The sequence below is a fragment of the Microcoleus sp. T3_B1 genome, from assembly GCF_036700445.1.
GTDB lineage: Bacteria > Cyanobacteriota > Cyanobacteriia > Cyanobacteriales > Microcoleaceae > Microcoleus.
Window position 1 is genome coordinate 27,380 of sequence record NZ_JAUBOX010000048.1, and the last position, 21,985, is coordinate 49,364.

Genomic DNA, 21,985 nt, shown 5'->3' on the forward strand with positions numbered 1-21,985 from the left:
ACGAATAAGCTAGACTTTTACTGATTTCGCGTTCTTTTAGCCAATTTTATTCCCCTTAACTCGCCTTCATCTCTACCCGCTCGCTCTGCCTAATGGGAATCTCAATCACAAATTCTGCACCCCGCTCTGGCTGTGATAAACACTTCAAATCTCCGCCGTGCTTCTCCACCACAATCTGATAGCTAATAGATAATCCCAAACCCGTGCCTTGACCAACAGGTTTAGTTGTGAAAAAAGGAGTAAATAGATTCGACCTTACCTCGCTTGTTATCCCCAGCCCATTGTCTTTAACACTGATTCTTACCCAATCCGGATTCAGCATAGAAGTACGAATCGTAATCGTACTTGGGTCGTTTTTAATTTGCTCTGGGCTGCGTTTTTTATCATACTGATTCAAGGCATCAATTGCATTGCTCAGCAAATTCATAAATACCTGATTCAACTGACCGACATAACATTCTACTTTTGGCAAATCTCCGTATTCTTGAATAATTTGAATAGGTGGACAATCAGGCTTAGGCTTGAGGCGACTCTGCAATATGACTATACTGCTGTCGATGCCATCGTGAATATTAACGGGTTTCATCTCAGCTTCGTCAAGGCGCGAGAAGTTCCGCAACGTCAGCACAATCTGACGGATACGTTCAGCCCCTACTTTCATCGAAGATAGCATTTTAGGCAGATCTTCTCTGATAAATTCTAGCTCTATGTTTTTAATTAAAGCTGCGATTTCAGGGTGATTATGGGCATCGTGCTGCTCGTAAAGGTTAATTAAACCCAATAAATGCTGAGTATACTCATTGACATAAGTTAAATTGCCATAGATAAAATTAACGGGATTATTAATTTCGTGGGCAACACCAGCAACTAACTGTCCTAAGCTAGACATTTTTTCAGTCTGAATAAGCTGAGCTTGGGTGCGCTGTAAATTTTGCATTGCGAGTTCTAGTTGGATAGCTTTTTCTCGCTCTCGCACTTCTGAGTGCCGCAATTTGTCCTCTCTTTCTTGGCGCAAGCGTTCGTTTTCTTTTAGTTCTTGCACGTGCTGCAAAGTTTTGTTAATAGTAATTTCTAAATCCTGAAAATCTATAGGCTTAGTCAAAAAATCAAATGCCCCACCATTCATTGCCTTTCTAATATTTCCCAAGTCGCCATAAGCAGATATAACTACTGTTTTGACCATAGTAACTAGCTCGTTAAGTTTCGCTAGCAAAGCCATGCCATCCATGACTGGCATATTAATATCTGTCAGTACAATATCTATATCCGGCTCCTCTTGCAACTTTGAAAGCGCTTCTACGCCATTATGTGCAAAAAAAACTTGGTATTCTCCTGCGCGTATCTTTTTTCTAAATTTCTGGCAAATTAAAGATTCTAAATCGGGTTCGTCATCCACAAATAATATTTTAGCTGGCATATTGCGAGCCCTTTCGGTTGTATACGACATTTTTTCTCATTTGATTAATTAACTTATCCGAATAATATTTATATACTTTAAGTTCTATTATAAATTATTTTAGGAGTAATGAAAAGGCTGATTTTTACCAGGGCAAACCGGACGGCTGTAATAGGCTCTCTCGTTTGGTAGAGGCCGATCGATTAGCTCAAATCAAGTTCAGCCTTAGTTTGTCTGATTGGAATTTCCATCGAGAACTCCGCTCCCTCCCCCATCTCTGAAACACACTTCAATGCGCCCCCATGCTTCTCCACTATAATTTGGTAGCTGATATAGAGACCCAAACCAGTACCCTGACCTACAGGCTTAGTAGTAAAAAAAGGTTCATAAATACGGTCTTTCACATCTGGGGTCATTCCCACCCCATTGTCCCGAATTTGAATGACGACACGGGATTTTTCCTCTAGCAGAATAGTGCGAATAGTAAGGGCGAGTTGGTGAGCTAAGATGTCATCTAGTGACCGTTGTTTATTGTACTCATTCAAAGCATCGATCGCATTAGAAACAATGTTAATAAACACCTGGTTGAGTTCTCCAGCATAGCATTCCACTAAAGGCAGATTGCTGTACTCCTCGATCACTTGAATCTCTGGACGCGCTGTCGTTGTTTGAAGTCTATTATTCAAAATCAGCAGGCTGTTTTCGATCCCTTCGTGAATATCAACAGACTTTATGTTAGCTTCATCAAGCCTCGAAAAGTTGCGTAAAGACAAAACAATCTTGTGAATACGGTCAACACCACATTTCATCGAAGCCAGAATTTGGGATAAATCTGCTATCATAAATTCTAAATCTATGGCTTCGATTTCAGTTTGAATCTCAGAACTGGGAGGGGTGTACTGCTGCTGATAGAGATGCAGCAGGTGCAGTAGGTTTTGGATATAATCACTGACGTGGCTAATATTGCCAGAGATAAAATTAGCGGGGTTGTTAATTTCATGAGCAATCCCCGCAACCAGTTGACCCAAAGAAGACATTTTTGCAGTCTGAATCAGTTGAGCTTGGGTATTTTTTAGCTCTTGCAGACTTTGTTGTAAATCCTGAGCTTGTTCTCTAGCGCTAGCTTCTGATTGTCGCAAGCGCTGGTTTTCTTTTAACTGTTGCACGTCGCGCAGCGTTTTGTGGATGGTAATTTCTAAATCCAGAAAATCTATCGGTTTAGTCAGAAAGTCAAAGGCACCTAAGTTCATTGCATTTCTTATATTTTTCATGTCGCCATAGGCTGATATAACTATTGTTTTCAGGGGTAGGTCTATTTGATTAAGTTTAGAGAGTAAAGTCAGACCATCCATTTCAGGCATATTAAGATCCGTCACTACCATATCTAGATCCGGGTGTTCTTTCAATTTTTCCAGGGCTTCTACGCCATTATGGGCAAAAAACAACTGCCATCCTGCCGTGCGGATATTTTTTTTAAATTTTTGGCAAATCAGACATTCTAAATCAAGCTCGTCATCCACAAATAGTATTTTAATTGGCATATTTATATCCTATAAATTTTGTGTAGGCAAGTTGTTTGATTTTTATTCCTAAGCTAATTGTGGCTCCTCCATATTGTGAAGATTTTTTCTTTTAATTCGTCAAAGTTAACGGGCTTAGTAATATAGTCATCAGCTCCATATTCCATAGCGGTTTGGTAATTTATCTCATCTCCATAAGCGGTAATCATAAAAACTTTTAGATCGGGAAATTTTTCTTTGATAAGCTTCAGCAGTTCTAGCCCATTCATACCAGGCATATTAATATCGGATAAAATCAAGACAATAGACGCTTTTTCCTGGCTTTCTAAGTAGTTTAAAGCTGCCTCTGCCGACAGGGCAAAATAAAAGTGAAGTTGCCCTGCTTTGATTTCTTTTCTAAATTTTTGTTTGAACAATGACTGAATATCTTCTTCGTCGTCTACAACCATTACTTTCATTTTTTTTAGTCCTTAACTTCGACTATTTTTTTTTGCAATGTAATTATAAATTCTGTGTAATTTCCTACTTCTGTTTCTACTTTTAGTTCTCCGCGATGCTGCTGGACGATAATATCGTGACTCATAGATAGACCTAGACCAGTCCCTTCCCCAGCAGGCTTTGTAGTAAAAAAGGGATTGAAAATTTTATCGAGTACATCGGGCGTCATACCCGGCCCGTTATCGCGAATGCGAATTTCAACCGCCGAACCCAGATTTCGAGTTCTGACATCAAGCTGGGGTGAAAATTCTTCTCCCATTTCTTGTTTCTTTTTATGGGCTGCATAGCAAGCATTGTTAATAATGTTAAGAAAAACCCTGGAAATGTCTTGTGGCACGACTTCTACTTTGCCAATATCATTATCGTAGCCGCTTTTTATGATAATGTTAAAAGAAGCCTCCTTGGCTCGCATCCCGTGATAGGCTAGATTGACATATTCTTCTAATAAAGTATTTATATCTGTGGCTTCCCAATGACCACTTTGTCCGCGAGAATGCAAAAGCATATTGCCGACGATTCTGTCGGCTCTTTGACCGTGTTGATTGATTTTTTGGAGATTGGCTTTTAGATCGGTTAATAGCTCAGCAATATACTCACTTGTTTCTGGTTCTAACCGTTCAGTTTGATTTTCAATTTCTTGTAAAAGTTCTTCGGTTAATTCAGCAGAAACTTCTGAAAAATTGTTTACAAAGTTTAAGGGGTTCCTGATTTCGTGGGCAATCCCTGCTGTTAAACTGCCCAGAGAAGCGAGTTTTTCTTGCACGATAATCTGATTTTGCATGGCTCTGAGATTTTCTTCGATCCGCTGGCGCTCTTCAATTTCATTCTGCAATTGCTCCACAGTATGGGTGAGTTCAGATGTACGCTCCTCGACTTTGATTTCTAGTTCCTCATTAGCTTTTTGCAGGGCTTCCTGGGCTTGCTTGCGATCGGTGATATCGCGGACGATCGCCACATATTGTTGCAGATCCTGATTGGAAAGGGAAGCGTCTTGAGAGAATCGATCGGAGATGGCAACTTCTAGAATGCGCGAACTACCATCGGAGAAGTTGAAAGTCTGTTCACTGCGACTGAGCCACTGCTCTGGCTGATCCCCTAATCGTGGCAATAATTTGTTCAGGTAAGACCCAATTAGCCCAGTAGAATCTATGCCGAAGACGCTTTCAGCAGCGGGATTTGTCTGACGAATGACACCATTTTCATCCAGCACTACAATACCATCTAGGGCAATGGTAAAGAGCTGTTCTGCTCCCTCTCGTGCCTCTTCCATTGAGACGACCTGGGGTAAGCTCGTCCAACAGGCAACTGCCACCCCAATAAAAGCAACTGTCACCAATAGCACTACGAATAAATTCAAGCCAACAGTAGAGTTAGCATATAATTTGAAGCCAAAAATCCAGCCGACAGCGACGGCGCTCACAATCAGCAAGATCAAAATTACAACCTGAAACGCCACAAAATCTGGCATTTTGCTCTTGCTTCTGTTGCGGTAAAGCCGAATCCACCACGAGGGATGGAAGGGGGCAAAAGCAATGCGACTTATCCCTGCATCCACTGCTAAAACGGCAAGGGGAAAAAACAACCCAATGATAAAGTCTTGCCAGCCCCAAGCTAAGCCTCCCACGACTAGAACCACCGCATCTACTACGAAAAAGCCCAGCGACCACCCAGGCCACCGAACTTCTGGCTGATCCCGCCGCAGCCACAGTGAGAGATGGAACATCATTAGGCAGACAACTAAGCCAACATTAGTAATCGCCACAAGCCGAGGTACATTTCCCCAAGCTAGACAGATTAAACTCAGAACCAGAACAAAGACAAGGCCAAATCCAAATACACCCCGTCGGGATACAACTGCGAATGTTGGCGAAATATGCCCATCTACCGCAAGTTGGTACAGCATCCGGGGGCAGTTGGAAACAATTGTCGCGCAACTCAGAAGACAGCTTGCGACGACCAGAAAGGTGACGAGGGTGGGAACCCAGGGCCCCCATAATGCCTGACAGGCAGCTAATACATTCAAGAATACGTCATCTTTCAGATCGGGAGCGGTAGCCAAGCGCATCAGTACCCAAGCACCTCCCAAAATAACAGGCAGCATCGCCAGTGCGGAAATTTTGAGAAACTGCAGCGTTTTAGTAGGGTTGCGGCTATCCGCTACGAAACTGGCAGCGGAGTCACAGCAGTAGAAAATGTAGGTAGCAAAGTAAAACCATTTAGCCCAGTCAATAAAGGTGAATTCCGGCCAAATGGTGGGGAAAAAGCCGGGACTGTTTGACGAAAAAGCTAACCACAATAGACCGTGAATCGAAAAAACGGATAGTACGCCGACTGTCGGTAACACGAAAAAGGCGAGCAGAATACTTAAGGCGCGAGTGCCACTGAAGGTCAAAATGAAGGGTAGGAGCGTGAAGGTAATATTTAGTAAAGTTTCAGGACACCTAAAACCTAAACTATTGAGGTTGACTTTGATGAGCTGTGTCAGTACGATCGCAGAAATTGGCAGTGTTGATACCCAGCTTAAAAAGTAGCCGATCGCCGCATAACTTCCCAGACCCGGATAATTTTTCAGCATTCGGGCGGTATAGTTGGGCGTTCCCCCAGCCATGTCTGGGAAATACTCACCGATGCGTTTTACCTGTAGATTGAGCATCATGCCCATGAGGATACCGGGCAACCAGACGAAGATGGCGCTAGGCCCAATCGCTGCTTGGATCGCTGTGGCGATCGTAAACCAATTGGCGTGACCTGTGAGGCCAAAGCCCGATGTTTCGACGGCACTCAGGCTTCGGGGTAGGCGCATGAGCGATCGCCTATTGAGATTGTCTCTTGGGTAAGGTTGAGTTGGTTCTGAGTGGTAGCCGTTTTCCGGCTGGTGTCGGATGTCTGTCGCCATCAGTTTTATCTATTATTTTGGGGATTTTACTGTCGCCACCCTGATGTTCAGCTTTATAGCTTTTAACTTTTTCCGTTAAGCATTTTTGCTAGTCTTAAATTTTGGGAAAGCTACCTTTCCCAGTCAACCATGAAAATCTATCTCAATCCGTCTTCAATATTACCAGGACTTACGCAACTGCCACATATCTGTGTACCAGCACCCTAAAATTAGACAATAAACATCAGCACATCGGGAATTTTTAGTTGCTCACTTCAATAAACATCAGAAAATCGGGAATTTTTAGTTGATCACTTCAATGATTTGATAGAATCCCGTGTTTAATTTGATATATTATTTGACCTGTTTTATCCGCTCAACTTTTGAGCGCCTACCCCACACAAGTTCATGGCAAGCAATATGATTTGTTTGAATTATAGCTTGAAGGGACTGGCAAGATTCTCTCCCGGTTAATTGCTTGAGTTCCCTAAGAAATTGCTCAATTTTCTAACGAATAGCACACACATGAGTGTACGTCATTCGTGCGATTATTGAGTTTGGTCTTTAGTCGCGACTGTCAACTTGCGATCGATCCGGACTGGTTCAAGTGATGGGTGAGGGTGCGCCCTCACCATGTGCGAGTGGGGTAAGTCCTGTAGTTATTAGTAGGGCGCGCCTCGGCACAGTTTACTACAGATAAAAATACAAGGAATGCAGTATAACTCCTGTTGTCTTTTCTTCCCTCTTCCTTCTGACTTAATAACTAAGGCAAAAAATGGTTGACTGCGCTATTTGTAGAGTCTCTGGGGGGCGAGGCGCACTCTACAGATAAAGTTTGGGCGTCCAGGATTGTTCCCTCTTCCTTCTTTCTTCTTCCTTCTCAATAAAAAACCCCGGTTTCTTGAAGAAACCGGGATTTTTCCTACCAACTAAGAGAGGAGTCAAAACTTCACAGGTAGCGGTTGCCGGAATTCTGCATTTCTCGCACAACCCTCTAAACCAAACTACGGGCAAATTATAGTTGCAACTTTTTTAAAGCTGTCTCATTTCCTCTTCAAGCACCCGAACCAAATCTTGATTGCCACTGGATCTCGCTACCTCTATGCGGTGCATCAGTTGCTTGTGAATGTTAGCGCGGTGGGTTTCTGCTACTTTTTTTACGTTTTGACGATTTGTGTTCATGGTGGACGTTCCTTATATAAAATTTGGTGTACCTGCTACTTCTCTAATATAGCGCTAAATTCCAAAAAGTATCTAAATTTACAAAAAATTTACAGTTGTTGACCGATCGACCAAACTCCTGTATAAGATTGGCCATAAGTCAATAGCGATATCTTGACAATCAGAAGTCAGTAGTCATTAGGCCGATGCCCGATGCCCGATGCCCGATGCCCAACATTTACATTTAGTCAAGCGGTGCGCGGTACGCACCCTACATTTACTCAAAACTCAAAACTTGCAGCAGCGCCTCTACCAACTGCTGAAGGTGTGCGAGCTCGTGAGTTGCCATCAGCGAAATCCGAATTCGACTCACACTTACAGTCGGAGGCCGAATGGCGGGAGCAAAAATACCCATCTCCTTGAGTTTGCTGCCGACTGTTAAAGCGGAGGCTGCATCTTTTAACGGAAGACTGAAAATTGGGGAGAGGCAATTGCTAATTGGTAATTGGTGATTGGTAATCGCGCAATATTTGAAAGTTTCGATATTTTGTCGCAACCGAACTCGGCGTTCTGGTTCTTGCTGTACAATCCTCACAGCTTCCAAAGCAGCCGCCGCGTCAGCAGGCGTCAATGCCGTAGTATAAATCCAACTCGCAGCTCGATTACGCAGAAAATCAATTAAAGCAGCAGAGCCCGCAACGTAACCACCTAAACTTCCCAAAGCTTTGCTGAGTGTCCCCACTTGAATCAGCGGTGTTCCCGTACACCCGAAATGTTCTGCACAACCGGCACCGCTAGCACCGAAAACTCCTGTAGCGTGAGCTTCATCTACTAATACCATGCAGTTAAAGGTTTCGGCCACAGCCAACAACTGCGGCAGCGGACACAAGTCCCCATCCATGCTAAAGACGCTATCGGTAATAATTAAACACTTGCGGTATCTCGCGCGATTTTGCTCTAGCTTGGCCGTTAAATCCTCAAGATTGCAGTGACTGTACTCTAGGGCTGTTGCACCGCTGAGTGTGGCTCCGTTTTTCAGGCTCGAATGGTTGTACTTGTCAGATAATATCAAATCGCGCTTGCCGACAACGGATGCGATCGCCCCTAGATTCGCCAAATATCCCGAACTGAATACTAAAGCATCTTCAGTTTGTTTTAAATTAGCAATAGCTTGTTCTAGCTGTCGGTGCAAATCGCGGTGTCCGCTGACCAACCTCGAACCCGTCGCACCCGTCCCAAATTCCTTAGTTGCAGCCATAGCAGCTTGGATTAACCTGTCATCGCCGGCAAGTCCCAGATAATCGTTGCTGGCAAAGTTAATCAGCCTGTGGCCTGCTAACTTTACCACAGGCCCAGGGGAACTTTCGATCGATTGTGGCGATCGATACCAATCGGCACGGCGAATAGTGTCGAGAGACTTCTCTATCCAAGCGTAAGGGTCTGCGTTCATATTGGAAAGCGATCGGGTAATAAGTTATATTGTCTTATAATCAGTCCCTGCCTATCACAGAAGCATATGCCACTCACTAAAAAATACAGATTAGTCACCCGCAGCGATTTTGACGGTCTTGTCTGTGCCGTTTTGCTCAAAGAACTCGATATGATCGACGAGATTAAATTCGTGCATCCTAAAGATATGCAGGATGGGAAAATCGAAATAACAAATAACGATATTAGCACCAATTTACCCTATGTGGAGGGAGTTCATCTAGCTTTCGATCACCATTTCAGCGAAACTCTTAGACACGAGAAAATCAAAATTAACCACATCATCGATCCCTATGCAGCTTCGGCGGCTAGGGTACTGTACAAATATTATGGAGGTCAAGCAAAGTTTCCTGATATTTCTGAGGCGATGATGCTGGCCGTTGACAAATCAGATTCCGCTCAATTTGCGAAAGAAGAGGTTCTGCAGCCGCAAGAATGGGTGCTGTTAAACTTCATAATGGACGCCCGAACGGGGTTGGGAAGGTTTAAAGAATTTACCGTTTCCAATTATCAGTTAATGATGCAGTTAATCGATTACTGCAAATATCATACCATCGAGGAAATCTTGCAGCTTCCTGATGTAAAAGAAAGAGTAGACCTCTACTTCGAGCAAGAAGAAAAATTTAAAGAGCAAATACAGCGATGCGCCAAAGTTTATAATAATTTAGTTGTTTTGGATTTGCGTAACGAAGAGGTGATATATGCAGGGAATCGTTTTGTAATATACGCTTTGTTCCCCGATTGCAATATATCGATTCACGTACTTTGGGGACTGAAACAACAAAATACTGTTTTCGCAGTTGGCAAGTCAATCTTTAACAAAACTTCAAAAACTAATATTGGGGAGTTAATGTTAAGATATGGCGGCGGTGGGCACCAGAATGCCGGAACTTGTCAGATTGAGAACGATAAAGCTAGTCAAGTTTTGAAAGAGTTAATTGCCCAGATAGAGCAAAATGGTTAAATTGGCTTTATCTTTTTTGCAGTCAGGACTTGAGTCTTTGATTATTTATTTTAATTTTCAGCACTAAAGTCCTTACTACAAACGGGGATTTTTAGGACTGAAGTCCTTACTGCAAACGGGAGTTTAGTCCTCAAGGTTTTGATCTGGCGGGTTCTGAACATTGAGATTTTCTGAACAGTTGCCTTTGACTGGTGGCAAATGGTCTACCAAACCCATATCAAAAGCGATATCGGGCAACTCATCAGCGTTATATTTTCCTGGCTCAAACAATCGCCCGGAAGTAAAACAAGGCTGTTTCAATCGTACCACTTCCCCCGGTGAAAACATTCCCCTAAACATTTTGCGTTCGAGTCCCATAATTTCCGATCCTAAAACAACTTTCGCATTAATCTTAACAATTTTTGAGCGGCAGCTTCCCAATTAAATAAATCCGCCGTCTCTCTAGCTTTTTGACCTACCCGAAAACGCATCGGGTCTTCAACAATTTTTCGTAACTGTTCGCGAACAGACTGAATATTTGGCTCGGCCCAATGAGGAGAATTTCTGATTTTTAGATACTGAGTATCGTAACACTTTCCGACCGGAATTAGATCGTAAGCAATGGGATAGCAGTTATCCGCATTGGCGTACTCAGTCGGGCCGCCGTACATAGTCATAGCAACGGGCAAACCTGCTGCAAAGGCATCCAAAATTTTAATCGCAAAACCCTCCCCGCGAAACGGAGCTAAAAAAGCATCTGCTGACAAGTATAAATCAGCTAGTTCTGCTTTATTATAAAATTTAGGGATTATCAGAATTTTTGCCTTTAACTTGCCGAGCTGCTTTTCGATATTGGCGAGATGTTCCACTATAACATCTGGATTTTTACCTCCATCTTTGATTATTAACTCTACGTTAGAATCATCTTTAAACTCTTCCCAAAAAGCTTGAATGACCAGATCCGTGCCAAATCTATAGAAATCAAAAGAATTGGTCATGTGCAGAATATGTTTTACATCTTTTGGTTTTTTTGGGGATCGGGGCAAATAGAGTTGCGAGATTAAAGGATTGAAACCTAGAGGCATGACGGATACGTTAGCCGCAGGACATCCAGCTTGTATTAAAACGTTTTTAGAATATTCGCTGACGGCTAGTTTGTGAGATGCAGTGTTAACAGCATCGTAAATCCAGTAATCATAATCCTCATGGTTTTTGGCGAATTCGTAATTGATCGCAAAAAGTTCTAAGTTGAGATGTCCGTTGAGTTCTTTTAAAAAATAAGGTTTCCAATAATGAGACCATTTGATATGAAATAAATCTGAGGGTGCGGTGTTCATCCACTTTTCTAGCAGGTGGTTTTCTTCTGCTGTGGAATGGCGACTGAGATGAGAGGCTATTGTTGATGGTTCGACCGAAATAGGAATTCCCATTTGGTGTAAAGTTTTCGCCAGGGATAGCGTAATATCAGCGAAGGAGTTAAAGTGTTGAAAACCAACGTTAAAGTGAACCATATTTATTGGTTATTAGTGCAGGGTAATCGCATCTGATTTGGTATAAATTGTACTTGACAAATGACAGAAAATGCACAGGCCAGATGTATGGCTGCGGTGGAGACGGGATCGGCGACCAACAAGCAGTTAAACTGGGAATGGACTCCCGGCAGGTATCCCTCACTCAGGCAGATGGAAAAAGGCTGTCGTCAAATCTAGCGCCAACGGAACATTGTGGAACGTGCTATCAAGCGACTCAAGCAATGGAGTCGGAGCGCTATTCGATATGAGAAGCTGCCTGCCAATTATACAGCCACGATCGCGATCGCCTGCATTCTGTTGTGGTTATAGTTGGAATACACGCCCTAGGCAAGAACACCTGATGGAGATAAATCAACTAGGTGGAACCGCTGATGAGTGCTTAGCTCGCTATCAGCATCGCACTCAATTTTCATTCCTTAGTTTACGAGCTGCGCTTGAAAGATGCTGTCAAATGTTTAAAAATTTCCCTCACCATTATACCTTAATTAAGATGCGATTACCCTGTAATATATCTGAGTATTTTTGTTATTCTTTATCTTCTGGGAGTCTTCAAATTGGCAAAATTTTCTAAAAAACTGGCCTTTAATATATTCACCGAAGGCCATGAATCTGTTTGTTTTGGTTTGTGATTTAAAGTTTGAGTAAAACCTTTTGCCATTGATAGCATCCATCAACTACAATAACTACATAGAAATTTATTCGGATTTAACTGTAGCATATTTTGGGTTCAAATTAAGATGCGTTTACCCTGGAGCGTAAAGCCAGGAGTAGGCAGCAGTTAAATCTGTGTGCCTATCCTACTTGACTTTTGTGACATTTTCGTAATTTTTCACCAATTGGAAGACCCTGGTAAGGAAGATTTGGAGGCAGAGCCTCCAAATTGTTTTCTCCTTTTAATCGAGGATGTGCCTCCTCCAAAAGTCTGCCCAGGCAGAGCCTGGGGACGATTGAAATAGTCATTGGTCAGGCGTTAATTGCTACTAACTAATCACTAATAACTAATTAGCTCTTTTTTACAGCTTCTGGAACACTGCGAACATCGGCAGATACATCGACAGCAAAATCGAACCTACGATACCACCGACGACAACAATCATCAGAGGTTCTAGCATACTGGTAAGTCCTTTTACTGCTTCTTCCACTTCCGTTTCGTAGAAAGCGCCAACTTTCATCAGCATCTTGTCAAGTTCCCCTGTCTCCTCCCCAATTGCCATCATTTGAATGGCCAAAGACGGAAAAACAGCTTGTTCTTGCAAAGCAATACTGATCATGCCACCGCTTTGAATTTCCTGTCTCGCATATTCGATCGCATTAGATATCGCCTGATTCCCCGCCACATCTCGCACAATTTCCAAAGAATTGAGAATCGGCACGCCCGATCGCGTCAGCGACCCAAATATCACGCAAAAGCGAGCCACCGCAGATTTTTCGATCAAATCTCCAAAAATCGGCAACTTCATCGCAATTCTATCAATTTGTAGGCGACCTATGGGAGTTTTGTAGTACATATCGAAGGCAATTTTGAGCGCTATAATCACCCCAATAACTGTCACCTGTTGAATTGGAGGCCAAGCCGTACAAAATGCACTAATTGCCAACATAAACAACGTAAATGCTGGCAAATCTGCACCAATATCCTTAAAAATTTTGGCGAAAGTTGGCAGCAAGAATATAGTCATTGCGAAAAAAATCACGATCGCGATAGAAAACACCGTCTTCGGATAAGACATCGCCGAATTAATTTCAGCCTCCGTCTTGTGATTTTTTTCCATCATCACCGCCAGACGATCTAGGGTTTCATCCAGCACCCCCCCGACTTCTCCCGCCGCCACCATACTAATAAACAGTTGGTCAAAAACATCAGGAAACTTAGCCATCGCCTCTGCCAAGTTTATCCCCTCCTGCACGTCAGCATTCATGCTCCTGAGCGCTCGCTTCAGCTTAGCATTAGAACACTGCTCGTGCAGCACAGAAAGGCATCGAACGATCGCCACCCCTGCATTAAACATAGCCGCAAACTGACGAGCAAAAATAGCCATATCCTTAACAGTAAGGCTGGTAAGGTTATATTCAATTTGCTCCTGAATCTTACTGAAATCAAAGCCACCTTTCGGTTTTTCGCGGATAACGTTGGTAGCCACAGCTCACCTCTGAAAATTTATTAAAACTTAGTTGTCAGTTGTCAGGTGTCAGTTGTCAGTTGTTAGTTGTTAGTTGTTACCCATAATTAATAACAACGGCTAACGGCCAACTGACTAATGACCAATGACTAATAACTAATGACTAATGACTGCCGACTGAATTAATGAGCCCCTACCTTTTTGCCATCACCAACAGGTGCCGGGCCGATCAAGCGTTCGAGTTCGTCAGCCTTAGAAGCCTTGGCCATTGCCGATTCCCAAGTGACTTTACCGCTCTTGTAAAGTTCAGCGAGGGCCATTTCCATCGTCCTCATCCCCAATTTTGCCCCCATTTGGATTTGAGAGTAAATCATCGGAGTTTTGCCCTCCCGGATCAAGTTAGCCATAGCTGGAGTATTTACCATGATTTCCATAGCGCAGCAGCGGCCGCCCCCAACTTTTATGACCAAATTTTGGCTGCAAATTCCCACCAAAGAGTTAGACACCTGGGCGCGAACTTGGGGTTGTTGAATGGGCGGGAACACGTCCAAAATCCGATCGATCGTTGCAGCAGCCGAATTAGTGTGCAGCGTTCCCATCACCATGTGACCCGTTTCTGCCGCCGAAATTGCCAGACCGATCGTTTCCAAGTCCCGCATTTCCCCCACGAGAATTACATCCGGATCTTCGCGCAAAGCAGCTTTCAGCGCATTAGCAAAGCTCTTTGTATCTTCGCCCTTTTGGCGCTGGTGAAACAAACTCTTGATATTAGGAAACACATATTCGATCGGATCTTCAACTGTTAGAATGTGTTCCGCCCGCGTCCGGTTGACGAGATCCAACAACGCCGCCATCGTAGTAGTTTTCCCGGAACCCGTTTGTCCCGTCACCAACAGCATACCCCTGGGTCTTTCCGTCAGATCCCGCAAAATCTGCGGCACGCCTAAAGCATCGGCGTTAGGAATCTTAGAAGCCAGAGCCCGCATACAAGCAGCCCAAGCACCCCGCTCCCGGTAGACATTGACGCGGAACCGAGCCAATCCCCGAACGCCGTAAGCGCAGTCGAGTTCCCACTCCATTTCCAACTGCTTGCGCTGCATATTGTTGAGCATTTGGAAAATTAGGATCTGCACTTCCTCAGCAGACAGAATGTCGCCGTATTGCGTCTGAGGAGTTAGTTTCCCGCTGACTCGGAAGAATATAGGCGCGCCCGCTTGGATATGTATGTCCGAACCCCCTTGCTCTACCAGGGACTCCAGTACGTCTTCAATCATCAGACCCATAGATACCTCTCCTCGATCGAATTGATAGTTATTGACCAATCTAGCTCAGTTAACAGTCAACAGTTAACTGTTGAATCAATCCAAAAAGCGTGGCGTCAAGCAGTACGGACAATCCAGCATCTCCGGCTTCAATTGCGCCTGACAAGTTTTGCAGGTAAGTCCCTGCTTGCTTTTTGCTTTCATTTCAGCCTCCAGGCCAGAGTCTGTAAACGTCACACGCTCGACTTCTTCAAAAGTAGTCGCGCCTTCCCGCACCAACTGCAAGCTGTAAGCCAGTAGCGTTTTCATCCCTTCTTCCACTGCTGCTTCCTTAATTTGCTCTGTGGGAGCTCCTTGAGTGATCAGAGTTTGAAGCCGCTCAGTATTTTTCAGGAACTCGTAAACCCCTACCCGTCCTTTGTAGCCTATGCCGCCGCACTTCCGACAAAGTTGCTCGCGTTCTGCCAGTTCCTTCCTTTCCTCCACCGGTATGGTGTTGGCTTTGTAAACAGTTAGATCAATTTCTTGAGAAGGCGACAGACCGTACTTGCCGAGTTCTGCGGCAGTAGGCTGGTAAGGAATGCAGCATTTGTCGCAAACGCGCCGCATCAGACGCTGAGCCAACACGCCCAACAGAGCGGCCGAAACCATGAACGGTTCTACGCCCATTTCTGCCAAACGCGCGATCGACCCGGCCGCGTCGTTCGTGTGCAGCGTCGTCAGCACCAAGTGTCCGGTCAAAGCAGCTTCCAGAGCCGTTTTTGCCGTTTCCTTGTCCCGCGTTTCCCCCACCAGCATCACGTCAGGGTCTTGCCGCAAAAAGGCCCGCAGAATGTTGGAAAAAGTCAAGTCTTTTTCCCGAATTACTTGACATTGGGTAATTCCTGGCAAAGCATATTCGATCGGGTCTTCCGCCGTACTGATATTAACCCCCGGATCGTTCCGTTCCGACAGAATCGAGTAGAGAGTAGTTGATTTGCCCGAACCCGTCGGCCCCGTCACCAAAATCAGTCCGAACGGACGGCTAGCACTTTCTCGCACTAAAGCCAGAGTTTCTTCGTCGGAGATTAACAAACCCAAACCCAACTGAGTGCTGGAACTGTCCAAAATCCGCAGCACGATTTTTTCGCCGTACCGGGAAGGCAAGCAGTTCACCCGGAAATCCACCGTGCGTCCCTCAAACACCCGGCGGATGCGGCCGTCTTGAGCTTGTCGGCGTTCGGCAATATCCAGGTTGGCAATAATCTTGAAACGAGCGGTAATCGATGCGACTACCTGCTTGGGAAACCGGAAATACTCTTGCAGTACCCCGTCTTTCCGCATCCGAATCCGCATGAACTCTTCTTGAGGTTCTACGTGGATGTCAGACACCTTTTCCGACAAAGCTTTAGCCAAAATGATATTGACGGCCTTAATTACCGGAGCCGCCTCAGCATCGTCCAAAGTGTTAGCGAGGTCTTCTTGGTCGGCAGTCTCCTCTTCTAGGGAGAGTTCGCCAAAATCTCCCTCCCCTAAATCCATCTTTCTCTGCTTTTCGGCTGCTGCTATTTTGGCTGCTACCTTAACTTGCTCGTCTTGATAGGCCGAAGTTATGTCCTGATAGTCGTCTGGCGTAATCACCCGTCGCTGCAAAGCCAAGCCGTGAGGCTGTAAAATCCGCCGCAAATCTTCTATGGCGTTGAGGTTGTCGGGATCTACCATTGCCACTAAAACCGCCGCCGGCTCAGTTTCAGTCTTCGCTACGGGTAAAAACCGACCTTGGTGACAAATGTCGATCGAAATCTTCAACGCCTCGAGCATAACTCCGAGTTGCTCGTTAGACATTTCGCTCATCTCCGGGTCAAATGCTTCAACGCCGTAGACTATCTTCCGTTCAAACATCTGCTGCTTCTTGTAAAGTCGCAGCAATTCTGGAGGCAACGGCTGCCCGGTAAGTGCTTCTAATACCTCAGTCAACCGCTTACCCGACTTCTGGCTTTCAATTTGAGCTTGCTTCACTTGCTCGCCGTTGACGTAACCCGACAGAATCATCTTGGTGAGAGCCGGAGGAAATTGGCTCACAGAAACTATGGATGTGGAGGAGCGAAGCGGGGATGTGCTAGTCATAAAAAACACTCAATAGGTGGGAAACTCAGTCACACAGAGTGCTGAGAGGAAAACCAAGGCGGGGTTTTAACCCCCGTATTCTTTGCTTATGGATCAGCTATAGGGGTTCTCAAGCGTTGTGAGGTATGGGGGCTTTGTCCTATGCCTATGCCCACGGAGGCCACGGAGGCCACGGAGGCCACGGAGGCCACGGAGCCCTATGAGCACCTCATGTTACTGAGAAAGGCTATATGATTTTCTTGCTCAATCCCTATCTCTACAGTGTAAGCTCGCACTCCCCTCTAAGCTTCGTCCACAAATTGACGAGATGTTGGAGGGATTTGCGGGTGCTTGCAATCAAATCTTGTTCGTTGAGTGCTAAGTTGCTTACTTACCTGATTAACTTGCGGGATACTCTCGTTATAGCGTCAGGGCACATCACTTGGAGGTTCCCCGTACCGGGAGAGAAAAGCGGGGCGGGGTGTGTCCCCCTCCCAGGCTAATTCTATTTTCCCAAATTGTTTGCTCGAATTACAGCGCCCGTGGTGGCGCGGTTAGCTGTACTAAATTAAAGATGAGCTCTGTTCTGTGATGATAGCTTTTACGAAAGCCTCGATCGCCCTTTTGAAATATATTTTGATTAATTATCTGCGATCGGTCACTGCCCGATCGTCGGCTGCATGAGCCCCCTGGGCCAATTTTGAGCAACTCTAGTTTTGGGTCAGTAAATATTACTTTGATTCTATCATGGTGTCCGAACCTTTGTGAGGTAAGCTTGACGGTTCAAAAATCTTGGCAAGAGGCAAATTAGATATCAATCGTATTTACAGATGAACACCTCCGCCAGACCAGCTAAAGTCTATCATTTGACTGGCCAAAATTCGATACTTCAAGCGACTTCGGCGGTATCCACTCAGAAAAACCACACCCCCAATTCGCATCAAGATTAACAACCTAGTATCTGAGTTACACAAGCACACAGCTAACTACTTAGTCACTCCATACAAATTGCTCTTTCTCCTGACTTGGGAAACTCAGCAAATGGTAACAAATGCCAGCGTCAGCTTGTGACTAACACAGTCTGACCGACGATAACTTTAAGTTTCTCTCGTTTTAAGTAAACATTGAAACATCAAGCCTCCTAAGTGGGAATATTGTAGTAGACTTAACAGGCAAATATACTTATAAAAATTGTTGTAAAGGCGATCGCGTTAATTAAAAATCAGGAACCAACAAACGTTGGGTTTGCCCCATTAATGCCATAATATTATACCTAAATATTTAAACGGGGCTTTGAATATTTTATGGAAAGCTTTGAGCAATGTCTCCAGGTCGGGCGAGACTTCCTCTTTTCACATTGTGCCATACACTCTAAATTAGAGTCCTCTAGATTTACCGGGTTAACTGTATCTGCTAGAATTGATAGGGTTCTGTCGCGCAGCTTTTGTCAGGAACCTCAGCTATCAGGCATGAGGCTTGAAAGAGAAATCTCGAAAGCCGTTCTGACCAGATTAAGGCTTAATTGCCTACGTTTTGAGAGTCACGACACCCTGGAATGCGTAGCTAGTTCCTTGCTCTGTCGCTGAAGGTTAAACAGTTCTAAGGTCACGCTTTACAGTGCTTTGGGCCTAACAAGCTCTCAAAACATTGTCGAAGCTAACATTACCCCGCAAGGGAGGCTCGAAAAGAGCAAAACACTATGCGTACAGGGCTGGGAAGTTTGAGGCGGTAATTGTCCCGTTGAAAGTGCAACACAAAAGCACACCGAGCCAACCAGTCCCAAGGCGGTAGTAAATCAAAAATGTAAAGCCGTCCTTTTAGGACGGGGTTTCTACCCATTTTTCTGATGATTGACGAGGAAAAACAGCAAGATCAAGATCCTAACTCAACTGGGGAAACCACCCCAGAGGGTTCGCCAATGGCAAGCGAAAATCCGGCGGCATCAGGAAACTCGAACGAATCGGCGGATTGGGAGCTCGAACTTGCTCGAGCTTATCAAAGTGCTCAGGGCGATCGCACCCCAGCAAACGCATCGGGGCCTACCGTCACCGGCAGTTCAACCAACAGTCCGACTGCAGACGCGGCGGAGCCTTGGAAGAAGGAACTGGCCCAGGCCAACGATGAAAAAGAGGCTTTAAAAACTCAGTTGCAAGCCACATCCGCTCAACTAGAAGAACTGAAAAATCAAAATCTCCGCCTAGCAGCAGATTTTGAGAACTTCCGCAGGCGTACCCAAAAGGAAAAAGAAGAGCTAGATTTACAGGCAAGGTGTCTCACGATTAAACCCCTGTTGCCGGTAATTGACAATTTCGAGCGCGCTCGATCGCACATCAAGCCGCAAACCGATGGCGAAATGAACATTCACAAAAGCTACCAAAGCGTTTACAAGCAAATGGTAGACGGCCTCAAGCAAATCGGGGTTTCTCCGATGCGCCCCGAAGGCGAACAGTTTGACCCCAACCTCCACGAAGCTCTGCTGAGCGAGCCAAGTGACGAACACGAGGAAGGAACAATTATCCAAGAACTAGAACGCGGCTACATTCTGGGCGATCGCGTATTGCGGCACGCCAAAGTGAAAGTTGCAGCGGCTGGGCTATCTGTGGTAGCCTCAGATGAAAATCCCGATAGTTCGGAAGGTTAATCGGGATACAAGCTACTGCATTCCTCAAAGTCACTTACCCCCGAATAGAATTCGGGGGTTCCAAGGTGGCAGACTCACCAACTTCTTACATTAAAGATGACTAAAAGCAGGTCAGCGCTTTATCCAAAAATTCTGAAAAATGTTTTTACCCGTCTTTGATATTGCCTGATTGACATCAAGTTTATTTCCTACAAATCAGGTCGGGTGATGCTTGTTTGAACAAGCTGAGTCGTTTTTCTTCCCCCAACCTGTAGTTGGAGGTTTCCAAACATCCCACAAAGTTTTATGAGGCGCTATGGGAAAAATTATTGGAATTGACTTAGGCACAACTAACAGTTGCGTAGCTGTGTTAGAGGGCGGTAAACCCGTCGTGATCGCCAATTCCGAGGGCGGCCGCACAACTCCGAGTATAGTAGGATTCGGCAAGGCGGGCGATCGCTTAGTAGGTCAACTAGCCAAGCGGCAAGCTGTAACTAATGCTGTAAATACTGTCTACAGTATAAAACGATTTATCGGACGGCGGTGGGACGACACGGAAGAAGAACGAGCGCGGACTCCCTATACCTGCATAAAAGGCAAAGACGATACCGTTAACGTCCAAATTCGGAACAAGGTTCACACTCCCCAAGAAATCTCGGCAATGGTACTCCAAAAGCTCAAGCAAGATGCTGAAGCTTATTTGGGACAAACTGTTACCCAAGCCGTGATTACAGTGCCAGCGTACTTCACAGACGCCCAACGGCAAGCTACTAAAGACGCCGGTACGATCGCCGGCCTAGAAGTCCTGCGGATCGTCAACGAACCGACAGCGGCAGCCCTTTCCTACGGGCTGGACAAGCAAAATATAGAACAGAAAATCTTGGTCTTTGACCTAGGCGGCGGTACTTTCGACGTTTCGATCCTGCAACTGGGAGACGGAATTTTTGAAGTCAACGCTACCTCCGGTAACAACCATCTCGGAGGAGATGACTTTGACGACTGCATAGTGCAGTGGCTGGTAGAAGCTTTCCGCACTCAAGAAGGCAGTGACCTCTCACAAGACAAAATGGCCTTGCAGCGCCTCCGAGAAGCTGCGGAAAAAGCGAAAATCGAACTCTCCAACCGGGAATCCACCTCAATCAATTTGCCCTTCATCTCTTCTGACGAGAAAGGGCCGAAGCATTTGGAAATGGAACTCTCCAAAGCTCAGTTTGAAAAACTGGTGGCTCATTTGGTGCAAGCGACGATCGATCCGGTGACTCAAGCCCTCAAAGACGCAAGTTTGACCCCCAAAGACATAGACAGGATTATTTTAGTGGGAGGCTCAACCCGGATTCCGGCAGTTCAAAAGGCAATTAGCAAGTATTTTGGGGGCGTTTCTCCCGATAAATCCGTCAATCCCGACGAAGCTGTAGCGGTAGGCGCGGCAATTCAAGCCGGGGTGCTGGGTGGTGAAGTCAAAGACTTGCTGCTGCTTGATGTGACGCCGCTTTCCCTGGGGCTCGAAACCTTGGGCGGGGTGTTTACCAAAGTAATAGAGCGCAATACAACTATTCCCACCAGCCGATCGCAAATGTACAGCACGGCGGCAGACGGGCAAACCTCGGTAGAAATTCACGTACTCCAAGGCGAGCGGGCATTGGTTAAAGACAATAAAAGTCTCGGCAAATTCCTGCTCAAAGGCATTCCCCCAGCCCCCCGTGGCGTACCTCAAATCGAAGTTACCTTTGAAATCGATGCCAACGGGATTCTCAAAGTGGCTGCTGAAGACAAGGGAACCGGAAAAGAACAAAGCATCCAAATTTCCAATACAGGGGGATTGAGCGAAACCGAAGTCGAGCGGATGCGACAAGAAGCCGAACTTTACGCCGACGAGGACATCAAGCGCGCTCTACTCGTCGAACTCAAAAATCAAGCTGACTCCCTCGTCTATAATTGTGGTGTAACTTTAAAAACCAATGCCCAACTGCTGAGCGACGAGCTCAAGGCCGAAGCGGAAACAGCCGCAGCAGCCTTGCGGGCAGCGATGACTAACCCCGACATTACAATCGAGGAACTCACCCCCGCAATCGAATCTTTCAAGCAACTGCTATACTCGCTGGGGACAGCAGTCTACGACCAAGCCCGCAGCGGGGTAGCCCCACCGGGAGCGGTTGTTGAAAGCGAGATGATGTCAGAAGTAGAATCATCAGAACCAGAAGAGGTTAAAGCGGACGACGACAGCATTTTGCTGAAAGAAGAGCTGCAGGTGGCGCCCCAAGCTCCGCCGGAACCAAAGCCGGAACCAAAGCCGGCACCAAAGCCGGCACCAAAGCCGGAACCAAAGCTGGAATCCAAGCCGGAATCCAAGCCGGAGCGACAGTCAAAACGACAGTCAAATCCACAGTCAAATCCACAGCCAAGTCCACAGTCCAATCCACAGTCAAAACAAAAACAGAAGGTTCCCGAACCAGAAGTTGATGATATGAATCCTTTCCTTTAAAAC

The 21,985-nt window shown here is 45.5% G+C and carries 15 protein-coding genes; 4 read left to right on the plus strand and 11 right to left on the minus strand.

From position 1 onward, the window contains the following. Positions 1–55 precede the first annotated feature (55 nt). The 6 genes from QT990_RS22805 to bioF form a co-directional block, all read right to left on the minus strand. Positions 56–1,417 (minus strand): ATP-binding protein, encoded by a 1,362-nt coding sequence (locus tag QT990_RS22805; protein WP_333465776.1) that lies wholly within the window; start codon positions 1,415–1,417, stop codon positions 56–58. 182 nt (positions 1,418–1,599) lie between these two features. Next, a complete protein-coding gene (locus QT990_RS22810; RefSeq protein ID WP_333145365.1) occupies positions 1,600–2,937 on the minus strand; it encodes an ATP-binding protein in 1,338 nt (445 codons plus the stop codon). A gap of 53 nt (positions 2,938–2,990) precedes the next feature. Continuing rightward, positions 2,991–3,365: a response regulator gene (locus QT990_RS22815; protein WP_333465777.1), complete on the minus strand. Its 375-nt coding sequence runs from the start codon at positions 3,363–3,365 to the stop codon at positions 2,991–2,993. Between the two features lie 14 nt (positions 3,366–3,379). After that, positions 3,380–6,310 (minus strand): ATP-binding protein, encoded by a 2,931-nt coding sequence (locus QT990_RS22820; RefSeq protein ID WP_333309543.1) that lies wholly within the window; start codon positions 6,308–6,310, stop codon positions 3,380–3,382. 1,011 nt (positions 6,311–7,321) lie between these two features. Continuing rightward, positions 7,322–7,471: an arginine synthesis PII-interacting regulator PirA gene (gene pirA, locus QT990_RS22825; protein WP_172185012.1), complete on the minus strand. Its 150-nt coding sequence runs from the start codon at positions 7,469–7,471 to the stop codon at positions 7,322–7,324. Between the two features lie 256 nt (positions 7,472–7,727). Continuing rightward, positions 7,728–8,900, minus strand: a complete 1,173-nt coding sequence (bioF, locus tag QT990_RS22830; RefSeq protein WP_333145361.1) for an 8-amino-7-oxononanoate synthase — start codon at positions 8,898–8,900, stop codon at positions 7,728–7,730. A gap of 66 nt (positions 8,901–8,966) precedes the next feature. On the opposite strand from bioF, the gene QT990_RS22835 reads away from it, so the two are divergent. Continuing rightward, positions 8,967–9,902 carry an exopolyphosphatase gene (locus QT990_RS22835; RefSeq protein ID WP_333145360.1) on the plus strand — a complete coding sequence of 312 codons (936 nt, stop codon included), beginning with the start codon at positions 8,967–8,969 and terminating at the stop codon, positions 9,900–9,902. A 123-nt stretch (positions 9,903–10,025) separates the two neighbouring features. Here the strand turns inward: QT990_RS22835 and QT990_RS22840 are convergent, their stop codons facing one another. Then, complete coding sequence (locus tag QT990_RS22840; protein WP_333145359.1) at positions 10,026–10,259, minus strand: hypothetical protein; 234 nt, start codon at positions 10,257–10,259, stop codon at positions 10,026–10,028. Between the two features lie 11 nt (positions 10,260–10,270). Next, on the minus strand, positions 10,271–11,392 hold the full coding sequence (locus QT990_RS22845; protein ID WP_333145358.1) for a glycosyltransferase family 4 protein: 1,122 nt from the start codon (positions 11,390–11,392) through the stop codon (positions 10,271–10,273). A gap of 210 nt (positions 11,393–11,602) precedes the next feature. On the opposite strand from QT990_RS22845, the gene QT990_RS22850 reads away from it, so the two are divergent. Next, positions 11,603–11,722: a hypothetical protein gene (locus tag QT990_RS22850; RefSeq protein ID WP_333300915.1), complete on the plus strand. Its 120-nt coding sequence runs from the start codon at positions 11,603–11,605 to the stop codon at positions 11,720–11,722. Between the two features lie 704 nt (positions 11,723–12,426). Here QT990_RS22850 and QT990_RS22855 read toward each other — a convergent pair. The 3 genes from QT990_RS22855 to QT990_RS22865 form a co-directional block, all read right to left on the minus strand. After that, positions 12,427–13,554 carry a type II secretion system F family protein gene (locus tag QT990_RS22855; protein WP_333145356.1) on the minus strand — a complete coding sequence of 376 codons (1,128 nt, stop codon included), beginning with the start codon at positions 13,552–13,554 and terminating at the stop codon, positions 12,427–12,429. 161 nt (positions 13,555–13,715) lie between these two features. Beyond that, the gene (locus QT990_RS22860) at positions 13,716–14,816 is read right to left on the minus strand and encodes a type IV pilus twitching motility protein PilT (protein ID WP_333145355.1); all 1,101 of its coding nucleotides are present in this window, start codon (positions 14,814–14,816) and stop codon (positions 13,716–13,718) included. Between the two features lie 75 nt (positions 14,817–14,891). Next, a complete protein-coding gene (locus QT990_RS22865; protein WP_333145353.1) occupies positions 14,892–16,901 on the minus strand; it encodes a GspE/PulE family protein in 2,010 nt (669 codons plus the stop codon). A gap of 1,825 nt (positions 16,902–18,726) precedes the next feature. Between QT990_RS22865 and grpE the strand changes: the two genes are divergently transcribed. Both grpE and dnaK read left to right on the plus strand, forming a co-directional pair. Continuing rightward, a complete protein-coding gene (gene grpE, locus QT990_RS22870) occupies positions 18,727–19,521 on the plus strand; it encodes a nucleotide exchange factor GrpE (protein WP_333145352.1) in 795 nt (264 codons plus the stop codon). A 295-nt stretch (positions 19,522–19,816) separates the two neighbouring features. Then, positions 19,817–21,982 carry a molecular chaperone DnaK gene (gene dnaK, locus QT990_RS22875; protein ID WP_333145351.1) on the plus strand — a complete coding sequence of 722 codons (2,166 nt, stop codon included), beginning with the start codon at positions 19,817–19,819 and terminating at the stop codon, positions 21,980–21,982. Positions 21,983–21,985 lie beyond the last annotated feature (3 nt).